Raw genomic sequence first — 15,112 nt, 5'->3', positions numbered from 1 at the left:
AAAGTTATAAAAATATTGATGAAATTAATGTTTTGCCGCGGAGCGGATGAATAACTAAAAGGCATTGGCTAAAACTTTCTGGAATATATGGGAATGGTGGCGGGTGAGGTTGGGGGAATAGTTGGGGATAGGATATTGGGCATTTGTTTGAGGAGAGATGGATTGTGATGGGGATGCAGGTGAGAGTGAGATGAGAACAATTTGAGATAAGTTTGAGTGGGGTTTGGGTGTTATTGAGCGGGAAGGGGGAACGGCTGGCAGGTGGAGCTGGGTTTGCGGGAGGGGGCGGTGGTGATGGGGCGCCCTGGAATAGCGGCAAAAGGTGACGCCGCGCAGGATAGCGCTGTTTTTTTCAACACTTAGCGTGCTGGCGACACGCTGTCGCTTGCATGGCCGCCGCCGACAGGTATAATCCAGAACGTTTCCGCATCCCCTTCAGTGCCGAAGTGGCGAAATCGGTAGACGCAGTTGATTCAAAATCAACCGTAGAAATACGTGCCGGTTCGAGTCCGGCCTTCGGCACCAACAGTACGTAAATAGACCTCAACTGAGGTCTTTTTTTATGCCTGAAATCCACAAAATACAAGGCTTTACACGTCTTTTCAGTCAATACAGGTCAATTGAACTCTACCTGCATCAAGTGACATGTGAGTATATAAATGAGTATATATCTCGGTTCGATAATGGTTATATACTCAAAAGATACATAGAAGGAGAACTTTTATGGCTCTGACTGATATCAAAGTACGTTCTGCTAAACCACAAGAAAAAGAGTACACGCTGGTGGATGGTGACGGCATGTTTTTGCTTATTCATCCGAATGGCTCAAAATACTGGCGCTTCCGATTCCGTTTTGCTGGTAAGCAGCATCTTATGGCATTTGGAACCTACCCAGAAGTCTCATTGGCTGATGCACGACAAAAAAGAGAAGAGGCCAGGAAACAGATTGCTGCGGGTATCGATCCCCGTGAAAGTAAACGCGCGATAAAAGAAGAACAGCTTAAAGAGGCCATTACCTTCGAGTCAGTGGCAAGAGACTGGCATGCAGCAAATAAGAAGTGGTCAGAGTCTCATAGTGCGCGGGTATTAAAAAGTCTGGAGGATAATCTCTTCGGGGCCATTGGTAAGCAAAGTATCGCCGAGCTTAAAACGCGAGATCTTCTTACTCCTATTAAAGCCGTAGAGGCGTCTGGGCGTCTTGAAGTGGCTGCGCGCTTACAACAGCGCACGACCGCTATTATGCGTTTTGCTGTACAGAGTGGTTTGATCGATTATAACCCTGCCCAAGAGATGGCGGGTGCAGTAGCTACCAGTAATCGACAACATCGGCCTGCATTAGAACTCAGCCGTACACCCGAGCTGCTTTATCGTATCGATCACTATTCTGGCAGACCTTTAACTAAGCTAGCCGTAGAGCTTACTTTATTGGTTTTCATTCGTTCAAGTGAACTACGCTTTGCCCGTTGGTCAGAAGTAGATTTTAAAACGGCCATGTGGACGATTCCGGGCGAGCGCGAAGCGATTGACGGTGTTAAACACTCTCAACGTGGATCAAAAATGAAAACACCTCATCTTGTACCTCTTTCCCGACAGGCAGTAACAATCCTTGAACAAGTGAAGATTCTTAGCGGCGATCATGAACTGATCTTTATTGGGGATCATAATCCTCGTAAGCCGATGAGTGAAAACACGATCAATAAGTCTTTACGCGTAATGGGGTATGACACACAAGCTGAGGTCTGTGGTCACGGTTTCCGAACGATGGCCTGTAGTTCATTGATTGAGTCAGGATTATGGTCAAGGGATGCTGTAGAGCGGCAAATGAGTCATATGGAACGTAACTCTGTACGTGCTGCTTATATCCATAAAGCTGAACATCTTGATGAACGCAGGCTGATGCTGCAATGGTGGGCTGATTTTCTTGATGCAAACAGAGAAAAGGCCATCTCACCTTTTGATTATGCCAAAGTGAATAATCCCTTTAGTAATCATCGTTAAAACTTCGATGTAATACATCTCATTCAATAAAGAAGCTTTATCACTGAAAGCCTCTGTCCTCACGGACAGGGGCTTTTTGCTTTTTAATCAACTTAAAAGGAAATTATCATGGAAAATTACATTCGTTGCCCGGCCTGCGATTCAACTCGCATTCGTGAACGTCATATCGGGAAAAAGACCGGAGCTGTTGCTGGTGGCGTATCAGGCGCACTAGCTGGAGCGTCTATCGGCTCTGCTGTTCCTGTTGTAGGGACGATTGCTGGTGCTGCGGTAGGCGCTCTATTTGGACGTTTAGTAGCTGGAGCTACTGCTGGGGCTGTGAGTGGTTCAGCTTTAGATGGCGTGGTATTTGATCGTTATGAATGTATCGAGTGTGAATATACATTTGATTGATAGCCATAAGTTAATGGAAACCCCTGATGGGGTTTCATCTCTTAGGAGTCTGTGAGTCTGAACTGCCCCTAGTTTATTGGAACAGGGGCTTTTTTCGTTTTAACCCACACAAAGGCTTTGTTGAATAAATCAGATTTCGGGTAAGTCTCCCCCGTAGCGGGTTGTGTTTTCAGGCAATACGCACGCTTTCAGGCATACCTGCTTTCGTCATTTTGTTCAGCGCTCGAACCAGGGCCATAGCCTCCGCAACCTGACCATCGTAGTCACGCAGCGTCAGTGAACCCCCGAACAGCTGTTTTACCCGGTACATCGCCGTTTCCGCTATCGAGCGACGGTTGTAGTCTGTTGTCCATTTCCACCGCGCATTACTCCCGGTCATTCGCTGATTAGCCACTGCACGGTTACGGTCTGCATATTCACCGGGCCAGTAACCCGCACCTTTTCGGGGAGGGATAAGCGCGCTGATTTTCTTACGCCGCAGTTCATCGTGACATAGCCGGGTATCGTAAGCGCCATCGGCGGCGGCTGACCTGATTTTCCGGTGGGTTTGCCGGATTAACCCGGGGAAGGCCTCTGAGTCCGTAACGTTGTTCAGCGACAGGTCAGCGCAGATGATTTCATGTGTTTTACTGTCAACGGCGAGATGCAGCTTACGCCAGATACGGCGGCGTTCCTGGCCATGCTTTTTGACTTTCCACTCGCCTTCACCGAAGACCTTCAGCCCGGTGGAATCAATTACCAGGTGTGCGATTTCACCCCGGGTGGACGTTTTGAAACTGACATTAACCGACTTTGCCCGCCTGCTGACACAGCTGTAATCCGGGCAGCGTAGCGGAACGTTCATCAGAGAAAAAATGGAATCAATAAAGCCCTGCGCAGCGCGCAGGGTCAGCCTGAATACGCGTTTAATGACCAGCACAGTCGTGATGGCAAGGTCAGAATAGCGCTGAGGTCTGCCTCGTGAAGAAGGTGTTGCTGACTCATACCAGGCCTGAATAGCTTCATCATCCAGCCAGAAAGTTATGGAGCCACGGTTGATGAGGGCTTTATTGTAGGTGGGCCAGTTGGTGATTTTGAACTTTTGCTTTGCCACGGAACGGTCTGCGTTGTCGGGAAGATGCGTGATCTGATCCTTCAACTCAGCAAAAGTTCGATTTATTCAACAAAGCCCCACACAAAAATAAATCATGGTAAAAAACATAACATGTTATCGGGATCGTAAGGCAACTCATTATCCTGCTCTAAACCGTCATTAATCATTTTTAAAGCGAGTTGCCTGTTTTTCAGCTGATTGGCTTTTTATATCAATATCATCTTCTAAAGGGAAATAGCTCCCTTTATCAAAATATCGCCATTAATTAGATCACAATACATCAATAATAGGACATGAATATGCGTATAACTGCGACGGCTTCCCCATGCCTAAAATCGGGGATGATTTCTGTTTTTATTACGAATTTAGGAAAATATAACGAAGGTGAACTGGTTGGTGAGTGGCTTGAGCTTCCGGCAACCTCAAAAGAAATCGAACACTGTTTAGTGCAGATTGGCATTGATGGTATTCACTATGAAGAGTATTTTTTGACCGACTATGAATCTTCAATTGATGGCCTTTCTTCTTACATTTCAGTATTGAAGTGGTCAACAAAAACTGGCCACCGCGTTAGAGTTTTTCCAGTATCGGTTTTCTGATTCGTTTGGCGGTAACCCACCATTATATTCGTGCGGTCTTAGTGCGCTGTAATATCCAACGATATAGTCCGTTATTGCGTGAGCTGCATCGCTGAAGCTTACATAGCCCGTCGCCGGCACCCATTCGTTCTTCAGACTCCTGAAGAAGCGCTCCATTGGGCTGTTATCCCAGCAGTTTCCACGCCGACTCATACTCTGCCTGATCCGGTATCGCCACAGTAACTGCCGGAACTGCCTGCTCGTATAATGGCTGCCTTGGACGCCCTTCTAAGAGTCAAGCTGTTATCGGGATACTGTTGATCCGCCTGTTTTGATTGCGCAGTAACGTGTAAACTTCGCGGGAGATATATCGCTTTAGACAGCGTATCGCTTCCATTTTTGTATGTCCTTCGGCTACACGCCTGGCGACATATTCCTTTGTTTTTGCGTCAGTTCGTAAGCGTCCGATGGCGATGATGTGAAGTGCACTATTTGCAGCACGATCTCCACCACGATTAAGTCGGTAACGGTTCGTTTTTCCAGAAGAAACGGGGACCGGGCTGACACCACACAGTGCCGCAAATCCTGATTCTGATCTTAACCGTTGAGGATTGTCTCCGGCAGTGATCAGCAACTGTGAAGCGCTTTCGTATCCGATAGCATTACGTTTAATCAGCTCAGGTGCCAACTCGTCGACAATTGCCGCAATCATGACATCCAGATCAGCGATTTCGTCATGTAACTCGAGATAGCGTCGGGCAAGGGACTTTAATGAAATGCGATAAACGTTGGTTACATTGCGGTATTCACTGGCATCAGGTCTCCAGGAACCCAGGGTCCTGATGAGCTGCATGCGCGTCATATTTCTGAGCTGTTCACGTAATTCATCCGGGGCAGAGATAATATTTGAATGGATAATCTGGAGAGCGACTCTGCGGGCTGATATTGCTGTTTTTCGGCAAGTTTTTAATACCCGCAGGGACTCAATCATGCCATCACGCGTTTTGGGAGTAACTGTCCTGATGCCTGAGAATGCTGCATGAGCGGCACATTCAGCATCAATTGTGTCACTTTTACCCCGTTTGCGTCGCTCCATCCGGTCTGGAGCAGTCACCTCAAGAACTTCTAACCCGGCGTTCTGAAAATAACGAAGCAAACCGGAACCATAGGTACCTGTGCACTCAACACCAATTCGCTTTAATGTCCCAAACGAGGTCATCCATGCCAGCATCTGCCGGTAACCTTGTCGTGTTGTGGAGAAATACTGAGTCCCAAGGACTTTATTGTTCTGATCTACGACAGCGGCAACGTGCAAATCTTTATGTGTATCCACGCCACCCACAACGGCAGCTTCGGTAACTTTATCAACCATGACAGAGCTCCTGTGAGGAAACAGAGTTGAATCTCCAGACAGATAACCCGGACAGGACAGTAACGAGACAAGCCGTCAGGCCCTTCTTGAGTCACGCGCATCGGTGAGGAGATGCCTCGCATGAAGGCGCTTCCGGCAACCGACGGGTCCAGGGCAGGACACAAAAGGTCGATCGCTGTGTGAGTCAGGATGCGGGAAGGTCTTCAGTGCATCAGTAATCACACCAATCTGGTTAAACGGCAAACTAAGTGGTGGTAAAGACTGACATCGGCATTATTACTATCGCTGTGGAACATCACCCCGACGGGCTTACCACGGGTTTCCCATGCCATTTCCAGTGCTTTCATGGTGAGCCTGCTGTCCGGCGAGAACGACATGGCCCAGCCCACTGGTTTTCTTGCGAACAGGTCGAGAACAACGGCGAGGTACGCCCAGCGCTTACCCGTCCAGATATAGGTCACATCACCGCACCACACCTGATTTGGTTCCGTTACGGCGAACTGTCGCTCAAGATGATTCGGGATAGCAACGTGCTCATGACCGCCACGCTTATACCGGTGAGTCGGCTGCTGGCAACTGACCAGCCCCAGCTCTTTCATGAGTCTGCCAGCAAGCCAGCGCCCCATCTGGTAACCTCTCTGGGTTGCCATTGTGGCGATGCTTCTTGCTCCGGCAGAGCCGTGGCTGATGCCATGCAGTTCAAGTACCTGACTGCGTAATACAGCCCGTCTGCCGTCTGGCTTTTCAGGACGGTTTTTCCAGTATTTGTAGCTGCTGCGATGAACCCCGAACACATGGCAGAGAGTGGCCACAGGATAACGCGCCCTGAGTTTCCCGATTATCGAGAACTGTTCAGGGAGTCTGACATCAAGAGCGCGGTAGCCTTTTTTAATATTTCATTTTCCATTTCAATACGTTGTAGCTTTTTCCTGAGCTCGCGGATTTCAATTTGTTCCGGGGTAATGGGGGAGGCTTTTGGTGTTTTGCCCTGCCGTTCATCACGTAATTGTTTCACCCATCGCGTCATTGTGGAAAGGCCGACATCCATAGCGCTGGCTGCATCTGCCACGGTGTAGTTCTGGTCAACGACCAGTTGAGCGGATTCGCGTTTAAACTCTGCGCTGAAATTTCTTTTTTTCATTATGACACCTGTGTTGTTCTGAGGTGAGCATATCACCTCTGTTCAGGTGGCCAAATTCAGTAAACCACTTCAAGCCGAACACTGCCTTAACCATAAGTTAAAAGGCGTTGAGGGCATCTACGACCGCCACGATTACTTTGAAGAGCGCAGTATTGCCCATCAAACCGTGGCTGATGTGATCGAACCACTGGTGAACTTTGAGCACTCTTCACAGCACAACACAGGAGGGCATTAACATGCAATTTATGATGCGACTTGCCCCCATTACCTTTCCAATCGCCATGCTGGCAGGCCTTGGTTGGTGTATTGGCATTGCCTTACTCGAACAGCCTTATGGTATAGGCTACGCACTTACTCGGCATTGCCTGATGGTATTCGTGGTGCTCGCTCCTTGGCTGATGCTAAAAACCATGTTCTATGTGATTGTCAGTTTAGGACGCAAACTGGGACTCATCCCGCCTGCACGCCCAACGCACAGCTTGGGGTATGAAGAATCACTCTATTGGTTCAGAGTATTGGCCTTTTTCGATGGCAAACGCAGTCGCATGCCAAAAAGGCCCATCAGGCGAAACTAGCAATCCCCCATTTGCTCACTTACTGTGGGCAGTTGGGACAATGGGGCAACACTTGATACAGCGAGCTTTAGAAAGTGAATAAGAAGAAATTAAACTGCCCCAAGGAATGGGGCAGTTGGGGCTTTGATTGACAAAATAGGTCGCTAAACATAATCTTCAAGCCAATATGGCCGACGCCTCTGCATTTCTGTACGCGTCGGTTCTCATTTCGCCTTGTCACTATTCAGCCATTGCTTTTCCTACCGATAGCTCGCTTACAAAATACCACACCCAGCTTTAAGCTAAATCAACCAACCCAATTACTTACTTTGATCGGCTGATGCAATCCCCCCTAGGCGTCATTTGCTAATCCATGAGTTTCAACAGCCGCCACACACTTCCCCATGCCTTTACCCCCTTACGCCAAAACCACTATCCGTTTGGCTTTTGGATCGAAACGCCAAACAGGGAAATTAGCCCATTCACTGTTTGGCTTCTCGATTGAAATCCAATGCTGCTAAGCCTTGCCAGTACTGGATAAAAGCAAGGTTTGGCACTTTTTGCGCCTTAAACCAACTTCGAGCCCAAAGTACAAACCGTTTGATTTTTTAAACCCAAAATGCAAACGATCGTTTGGCGTCTCGATTTTTTGCACTTGGCGAATGCCGCCAAGCATCACCGTATTTTGCTATGTATATCAAATGTTTAGCCGCGCGCAGGGCATCATAAAAAACCGATTTGACTGGTTAGTTTCATGGCCATTTCTTTCATCTATTTCACCACCGAGTCTGCACCCAACGACTGAAAATAGACGGCAAGACGAACCAACAAGGTGATAAGTGACGTGTTATGGGCAAGTGGCAACGATTGGGATAGAGAATGGATACAGCAGGTGGTCGCTTTACTGGTTGGGCATGGTGCGTTTACTCTCTACCCAGCATTAAGCCAGTGCGATAATGCGGCCGAACGCTTAACCCGCTGGTTGACCTATCAGTTACCACGCGTTAAACAAGCGCACCCAGGCTGCCCGATTCACCAATGGCTAAATAGCATTGGCGCACAAGTGAGCGTAGAAAAATGGCAAAGCCCCGAGCAATGGCCAAACCTGTATTGGCTACCTTTACCTGAGGTTGATGGCAACGCACAAGGCGGGTTAGCTTTGTTACCAGCGCATTTATTACCGGCAGATTTTTTATCGTTATATGTGGATGGCACGATTCAAACCAGAACATTGCAAGCAAACACACCGGCCAACACCTGTATTTTTTGGTGCATCACACCTTTATCTAAAACAGGAAAGCACGCTACCTTGCATCCCAAACAGCAAAACCGAGCTTTTTGCCTGCCCAGCTCGCCGGAGCAAATGGGTAAATCGTGCACAGGTTTATTACTGAGCGGTTTAAGAAAAGACAATGGAAAACGAAACGGCAACGTGATCAGCCACCAGATCAACCTAGCGCTGCTGCACCATCTTTGTAGACCGGAGAATGATGTTTGGATGAAAGCGAGTTTTGGTACCCTCATCATTGAGGGTACCAACAGCAAAATACTCGGCGAATGCTATTGTCTAAGCACAGCGCCAAGCCTTAGCGGCACGAATAGTTGTTAACCTTACTCAGCTTTAGCAAACTGCTGGGTGAAGTAAGCCAATGAATTAGCTTCTTTCACGGCATCATGCGGAATGAGTAAGTATTTCCAAGGTTTGCCACCGTGCTGTGCAAGGTATTCACTGGCATGACTACACCATTTCACACCACTGCGGGCTTTTTCGGTGACTTCCTCATTCCAACTGCCGTCTTGGTTTTGATGTTGAGTACTTTTAGTTTCAATCATCAATACATAGTCGGCGGTTTCAGCAACGAAATCCGGCACGTATTCAGGATGCTCGCTACCGCGTTTGTAGTACATTTTGAATTGGCCTTTGGCAGGCTTAAACCACTTCTCGCAGTCGCGTTCTAAAATCACCGCAAAACGGCGCTCAGTGTCTGAATCAAACTTTTGCAATGGGTATAGACAACGGCTAAAGCCGCCAAAGAGCATTTGTTTGATGCGACTGACATCGCGTACTGTATCACGGTAGCTTTGCACCGGCTGGTCTTGCGCTATGGTGTAAGCGCAGTCACGTAAGGTACTAAAGCCACTGCGTACATCGACGACGTACTCGGTTGCTTCTTCAAAGAAGTGGTTGTTCAGTTGCGCATGAATTAACTTCGCAATCGCATCACTCTGGTTTTGCAGAATGTTCTCAACCACATCGTCGTCGTTTTCAGCGGCCAGTGTATTGACAGCTTGAGTGGCTAGGTCAAACAAAAGTTCAGCTTGCTCGTCGTAAGGAATATCGTCGTAATCGAACAGCTTCTTCAAAATATAGTTTTGTTTCACCGGCTCGTAGTTGCCCGAATCGCCTTCGCCACGAATGGTTTGGTGATTGTCTTGCAGGCTTTGTTGAATCAGAGTTCGGTCGATAGGTTTTAAACCTTTAATGGCAGCAATGTCCAAATCGAACGGGTGATAGCCGGTACGTACTTCACCTGATGGTGAAACAATAATACGCGGAATATCTATGGTGTTATCCACCGTGAGCTGGGTGACTTGCTCAACAATCGCCGCAATATCCACCGATTCTTCAGTAAATAGCTCCCGTTGCTCTTGGGTTAACTGAGCTTTTACTTGTTCGGTGATCTGTGCTTTTACCTCAGTCGTTAACAATGCTTTGCTGGTCGGCGCATCGGTAGGGCGTGTTTGATATTGCTTGATCACGTCCAATGCAGCGCGGGCAACGGTTTGTTGGTTAGGCGTGGTATAAGTGGCTTTAGGTTCTTCTACCTCACGGTTAACGTCTGCACCGGTTGCGGTTACACCTGAACCAGTCAGTTGCTGCTCTAGGTTCGATTTAACCTGCACACTTTGTTTGGTTACATCGTCTTCTGGGCGATCTAATACGCGTGTTTTCAGGCGCAGTGGGTTATTCGGGTCGTTAGCCTCATCAACAATTTCTTGGAATTTGTCGTGCGCAACAATGCTCAGCGTATCGACGGCTTCAACACCTGTACGTTTGCCATAAGGTAAACGCAAACCACGGCCAATTGACTGTTCAATTAGGGTTCTGGCGTTGGCTGCACGTAGTGGCACAATGGTGTACAGGTTAGTAACGTCCCAACCTTCTTTCAGCATGTTAACGTGAATGACGATCTCGGTTGGCTCATCGACATGCTCAACATTGAGCAGTGCTTGAATAGTTTCTTCTTCTTTTTTACTGCTATCCACTTGAATGACTTTGCCACGGTAGCGGCCGTCAAACACTGTTTCAAGTTTGGTTAAAAGCTCTGCTGCATGCGTGGTATCACGGGCAATCACCAACATAAAAGGCTTAACTAACTTAGCATCGTTTTCATGTGCATAAGTGATTAAATCCACCTTGGTTTGCTCATGTAAACGAATACCGTCCATTAACTTAATGGTTTCTAGTTCGTCTTTATCATATTGGCTGGCATCAAAGTTACGCTGAGTAACAACGGCCGGCTCTTTAACAAAACCATCATCCATGGCACAGGCCAATGGGTAATCAATCACCACATTTTTAAAGTGCACAGGGCCACGACTTGATTCGGTAAATGGTGTGGCCGTTAGCTCTAATGCGAATAGTGGATTAAGCTCATTGAGCGCACGCATACCGGCATCGGCACGATAGCGATGCGATTCGTCCATCAGCAGCACTAAGTCAGGTAAGTTCGATAGATACTCAAAGTAGCTTTCGCCTAGGGTTTCCGCTAAACGCTTAATACGCGGGGCTTTGCCTCCACGTACTTCGGTGTTAATTTTCGCGATGTTAAACACATTGATCCGAACCGAACCAAATAGATCGCCCATGACTTGTGCACCGCGGCTCTCATAGTTATCACCGGTGATCACTTCTGGCGGTGCTAGCACAAAATCGGTAATGCCTTTAAACACGTACTTCGGTGAGGCGGGCGAGAAATCGCTGATCAGCTTTTCATAAATAGTCAGGTTAGGTGCCAACACAAAATAATTGCGAATGCCATGTACCTGATACAAATAGGTAATAAACGCCCCCATCAAACGGGTTTTACCTACACCTGTTGCCAAGGCAAAACACAGTGAAGGAAAGTCACGTTCAAAATCGCTGAGCTTAGGAAACTGCGCTTTTAAGGTTTCTAATAGCTCCGGCACATCGCGTTTTGGGTTCAGTAGTTTGTGCTCAGAAGCACTAATCGCCACTGCCAACGCACGCAGCGAATCTTGCTGCGGCTGGCGTAAGCTTAAACGGCCAATAATATTATTAATGGCACGTAATTGGTCGGGTTTTAAGCTTGATAAATCCATGGTCATTATAATTATCCTTATTAACCGTTAATCTTGTGCTGCATCGTCATCGGCAGACGCATCGTCAGTTAGGTTTGCCACGTTTAACGAATAATCGTCCTGACCAAATTGGCACTTGTCTAAAATGGCTTTTGGCAGTTTTTTCAAGGTTAAATTGGTAAAACGACCTGGCTCGCAGCGAAATGCACCACACATAACCAGTAAAGTTCGGTCACTGCCAACTTCTTCTGACAGCGCTTCTAATTTATCTACCGATAAGCTTTGTGTGGTGACATAAATATGATCCGTCTCGGTTGAATAACCGTGATCCCACCAATTCACTTCCGATGGCGCATAGGTAAAACCTTCCAGCTTACAAACGGCTTCGGCGAGCATTTCTGGGTTGTACTCTTTATTGATCACTTCCAAGCCAAACTTATCTTTCACAATTAAGGTCGGGGCAAGTTTGTAATAGCGGAAGCCACCGCCACCTTGCCAGTTTACAGACTTAGAAATACCACCTTGATCTTCACCATCAATCACTTTTTGCAAGCGCGGGATGATATGGGTATGACAATGCTCGCCCAACTCAACCATAATCCAACGACGACCCATTTTGTGGGCTACTGCACCAGTTGTGCCTGAACCAGCGAAAGAGTCCAGTACAATATCCCCTGGCTTTGTTGTCATCTCAATACAGCGCTTAATAAGCTTCTCTGGCTTTTTTCCATTTTTAAACGTTACGTCACCTTCTCTCGCAATACCATTCCATGGAATATCTAGCCATAAATTTGTTAGAGGCTTCGCAGGGACAATCTCACCTTCAACTTCCTTCATTTTATTTGAGTAAAAATAGATCTGGCGTCCGTTCAGAATATAAACATCATCGTAGTCATCTCGAGGAAATTTATATACAACTCCAGGATTAGACTTAGACTCATCCCGCATTTCAACTATTGCTCTTCCCGCAGCATTACTTATAGCAGTTGCTTGGTAGACTGAATCCGAGTTTTTGTTTGCAAATTCAGCGACCAACACTTCAAAATCCAGCTTACCTATGGCCTTTCTTGCTGCTCTGGCATCCTCGTATCCATGATTTTGTGCAACTATCTCAACCAGAGAGCAGCTTTCCCAATCAGAATAATTCTCTTCAATATTTTTGATATATTTACCGTAAGATGCGTCGTATTCAGCTTTTATATACTGTTGCTCGTATTGATAACTCTGCCTATCTCGGCAATACATAAGAATATATTCGGTTTGAGAATATGGAGAAGGGTTAACCGTTTTGTGGCCAGATGGGTCTGATGTTTTAACTACCATCATATTAAGGAAGTTTCTTCTTTCAAATACTTCGTCCATTAAAATACGAAGATAAGCCATTTCTTTATCATCTATTTGAACGAAAATAACCCCCTCCTTATGCAAAAGAGATCTTAGTATTAGCATCCTGTCCTTCATCAAAGACAACCACGTTGAGTGCTCTAATCCATCATCATAATGCTCGAACGCTGCGCCAGTGTTATAGGGAGGGTCTATATAAATACACTTTACCCGACCAGCATATTCTTGTTCTAGTGCCTTCAGTGCCAATAAGTTATCGCCAAAAATCAGCTTATTATCAAAAATATCGTTTTCGGTGAATTTTTGGCTGGCATGGTAAGACTTACTTGGGTCTTCTAATAAAATGCGCGGCTCTAGCTTTTTGCGCTCGTTTTTACCTATCCAGGTCAGTTCTAATTTAGTTTTGCTCATGTGTTCTATGCTCATATCTTGTGTTTTTTACTTAGCATTTTCGTGCCATCGCAATAGCTACGCCTGCTGTACTTGCCGATTGGCAGCTTGAGCGTTTTGCTCTTGTCGGCGTTGCGCTTGTTTGGCTAAGTAACTGAATAAATTCCGGTTGTATGGGTCATTCGGTTGCAGCCGTTGTTTAGCTATCACAGCTGGGTTTTCTGCCAAGTTTAAATGGCTGACCCACACCGTTTGCATTAACCGTGCTGTATCGCTAAGGCGTTTAAAATAGGCGTGCGGCGCACTGCCGAATACTAATGTCCTAAAACTATCGGAGAACTTCTGACGAAGTTCATCAAAGGCTCGGCTAATTAATCTTTCGAATGCTTCTTGCTCGGTGATTTCAACGGCGGTAATTGTGTTTTTAAACTGCGCCATTAATAACGTGGTTATACAGTAGGTAAAATGGCGGTAAACCAGTTTTTCCGGGCTTGGGCTGCTGCGTTCCGCAGCTGTACATAAAGCTTGGATGGCTAAGTAAATATTGACGGCATTAATTGCCATGACCCCTTGCAAATCTGGGTTGAAAATAGCCTGATACTCGACACTTTCTTGGTTTATAAATCTACTCGGCTCTGCTTTTAGTTGATAAGGCACGCGCACATCTGCTTGCATACAGGCCAAGGCTTTTGCCAACGTTTCTATAGTAATGCTGCGAATACCCGCTGCAGCGCTTTGTTGTGGGCGATAGAGGTATTCGACACCGAACATTTTCATCTCTTGGCGTAGACGTTCTTGAGTATCATCTAGGGCCGCGAAGTTTGCTAAATCAACAGGGTTTTGCAGGTTACGCGCTTTGGTTACTTGCTTGTGAAATGCATCGTTACCCGTGTTGATAATGGTTACCATCACTTGAGCTTGGCTGATATCGGCATCAAGATTTTCACGCATAAATTGCGCAGCACTGGCGATGGTTTGTGCACCGTTAACGACAGATAGGCCATCGACTGCAATATGCTTGCTACCTGTGTGGCCTCTAATATTCCCTTTTGGTTTTACTGCATTGCCATCCAGAGTAATACCATTGTTAAGATAAATAAAATTTTCAGGCTCATGTAAAAGGGTATCTTTAATAGCCTTATTTACACCGCGTCTACCTGAACCAATAAAATAGCGAATATTTTTCTCGTAGAGTTTACGATCATGAGTAGTGTGCAAAGCAATTAAATCGGTTAGTTTGGCGATACCAAATACGACTTTTCGTGGTTGTTCTTGCACTCGAAACTTATATACGGCGACACGCTCGTTTACCGTATCAACCGCATGTTCACTGCGAAGAGCCTGCTCAACATCGGTGGCAGTGAACTCTTGATAACCAGGTTCGATTTGCTCTTCACCTTCATCAATAAGCTCTTGTATGGCAGGCTGCAAGTAGTTCTGTGCTTGCATTGTAATGCCACTACCTGTGTATGCTATCAGCAGTTGAATGTGCTCGCATTCATCTAGTGCCGTTTCAATCTGTGCTTGAAGGTTTTGTACGTTCTGATTGAAGCGATTAAATTGCTTATTTAAAAGTAATTTAATCTCCTCTATAAAGGCTTGAGCTTCACCCAATGTGAATTGGGCATCTACTTTCATTTTGGACTGTACAAGGTACAACGTCTGATCAGCTTCGTGGTAATAAATGGCATCAAGACCATGATCTTCGTAGTCATCCACTACAGCTTTTGTTGCGGTCACTACGTCTAAATCGAATTTTTGCTGTAGTACGAATGCGCTAAAAGCCCTGGAAATTTGCTTTTTAGGTTTATCTTCCTGTCCACCTTGCCCAAGTAATGGCGGTAAATGTGGCACAAAACGCTGCTGTAGCAGTTCCTTTAATGGGGCAAGAAATTGTGGTTGTAATGCTGCCAAGTGAGTTGTCCT

Annotated in this window: 9 protein-coding genes, 1 tRNA gene and 3 pseudogenes; 6 read left to right on the top strand and 7 right to left on the bottom strand. The window is 46.4% G+C overall.

Translation table 11 applies throughout. The features are described from left to right. The first annotated feature begins 440 nt into the window (after positions 1–440). The 3 genes from ACR809_RS22555 to ACR809_RS22545 all read left to right on the top strand — a co-directional run bounded on the left by ACR809_RS22555 (position 441) and on the right by ACR809_RS22545 (position 2,391). Positions 441–525: transfer RNA gene (locus ACR809_RS22555), tRNA-Leu, on the top strand. Between the two features lie 198 nt (positions 526–723). After that, the gene (locus tag ACR809_RS22550) at positions 724–1,998 is read left to right on the top strand and encodes a tyrosine-type recombinase/integrase (RefSeq protein ID WP_069136164.1); all 1,275 of its coding nucleotides are present in this window, start codon (positions 724–726) and stop codon (positions 1,996–1,998) included. A 108-nt stretch (positions 1,999–2,106) separates the two neighbouring features. Continuing rightward, the gene (locus tag ACR809_RS22545) at positions 2,107–2,391 is read left to right on the top strand and encodes a hypothetical protein (RefSeq protein WP_008913927.1); all 285 of its coding nucleotides are present in this window, start codon (positions 2,107–2,109) and stop codon (positions 2,389–2,391) included. Between the two features lie 169 nt (positions 2,392–2,560). On the opposite strand, the gene ACR809_RS22540 is transcribed toward ACR809_RS22545, so the two are convergent. Then, a complete protein-coding gene (locus ACR809_RS22540; protein WP_031942297.1) occupies positions 2,561–3,529 on the bottom strand; it encodes an IS5-like element IS903B family transposase in 969 nt (322 codons plus the stop codon). A gap of 254 nt (positions 3,530–3,783) precedes the next feature. Between ACR809_RS22540 and ACR809_RS22535 the strand changes: the two are divergent. Beyond that, positions 3,784–4,020 (top strand): annotated as a pseudogene (locus ACR809_RS22535) (antirestriction protein ArdA); the annotation flags it as partial. Positions 4,021–4,032: 12 nt separating this feature from the next. Here the strand turns inward: ACR809_RS22535 and ACR809_RS22530 are convergent. The 3 genes and pseudogenes from ACR809_RS22530 to ACR809_RS22520 form a co-directional block, all read right to left on the bottom strand. Further along, positions 4,033–4,341 (bottom strand): annotated as a pseudogene (locus ACR809_RS22530) (integrase core domain-containing protein); the annotation flags it as partial. 16 nt (positions 4,342–4,357) lie between these two features. Continuing rightward, positions 4,358–5,434, bottom strand: a complete 1,077-nt coding sequence (locus ACR809_RS22525) for an IS110 family transposase (RefSeq protein WP_000227969.1) — start codon at positions 5,432–5,434, stop codon at positions 4,358–4,360. 272 nt (positions 5,435–5,706) lie between these two features. Then, positions 5,707–6,575, bottom strand: a pseudogene (locus ACR809_RS22520) (IS3 family transposase); the annotation flags it as partial. 236 nt (positions 6,576–6,811) lie between these two features. Here ACR809_RS22520 and ACR809_RS22515 point away from each other — a divergent pair. Then, positions 6,812–7,150 (top strand): hypothetical protein, encoded by a 339-nt coding sequence (locus ACR809_RS22515; protein WP_122051587.1) that lies wholly within the window; start codon positions 6,812–6,814, stop codon positions 7,148–7,150. Between the two features lie 823 nt (positions 7,151–7,973). Further along, a complete protein-coding gene (locus tag ACR809_RS22510; protein ID WP_225517269.1) occupies positions 7,974–8,738 on the top strand; it encodes a hypothetical protein in 765 nt (254 codons plus the stop codon). Between the two features lie 2 nt (positions 8,739–8,740). On the opposite strand, the gene ACR809_RS22505 is transcribed toward ACR809_RS22510, so the two are convergent. The 3 genes from ACR809_RS22505 to ACR809_RS22495 are packed head-to-tail and all read right to left on the bottom strand — an operon-like array spanning position 8,741 to position 15,100. Continuing rightward, positions 8,741–11,479, bottom strand: coding sequence for a DEAD/DEAH box helicase (locus ACR809_RS22505; RefSeq protein WP_225517270.1), 2,739 nt, complete (start codon positions 11,477–11,479; stop codon positions 8,741–8,743). 21 nt (positions 11,480–11,500) lie between these two features. Beyond that, positions 11,501–13,207 (bottom strand): site-specific DNA-methyltransferase, encoded by a 1,707-nt coding sequence (locus ACR809_RS22500; RefSeq protein ID WP_069135965.1) that lies wholly within the window; start codon positions 13,205–13,207, stop codon positions 11,501–11,503. Positions 13,208–13,264: 57 nt separating this feature from the next. After that, complete coding sequence (locus tag ACR809_RS22495; protein WP_122051586.1) at positions 13,265–15,100, bottom strand: AIPR family protein; 1,836 nt, start codon at positions 15,098–15,100, stop codon at positions 13,265–13,267. Positions 15,101–15,112 lie beyond the last annotated feature (12 nt).

Origin of the sequence: Klebsiella sp. CD33, from assembly GCF_051992865.1 — a bacterium.
Classification (GTDB): Bacteria; Pseudomonadota; Gammaproteobacteria; order Enterobacterales; family Enterobacteriaceae; genus Klebsiella; species Klebsiella pneumoniae.
Note: the sequence above shows the minus strand (reverse complement) of the source record. Positions and strands in the feature narration are given on the sequence as shown.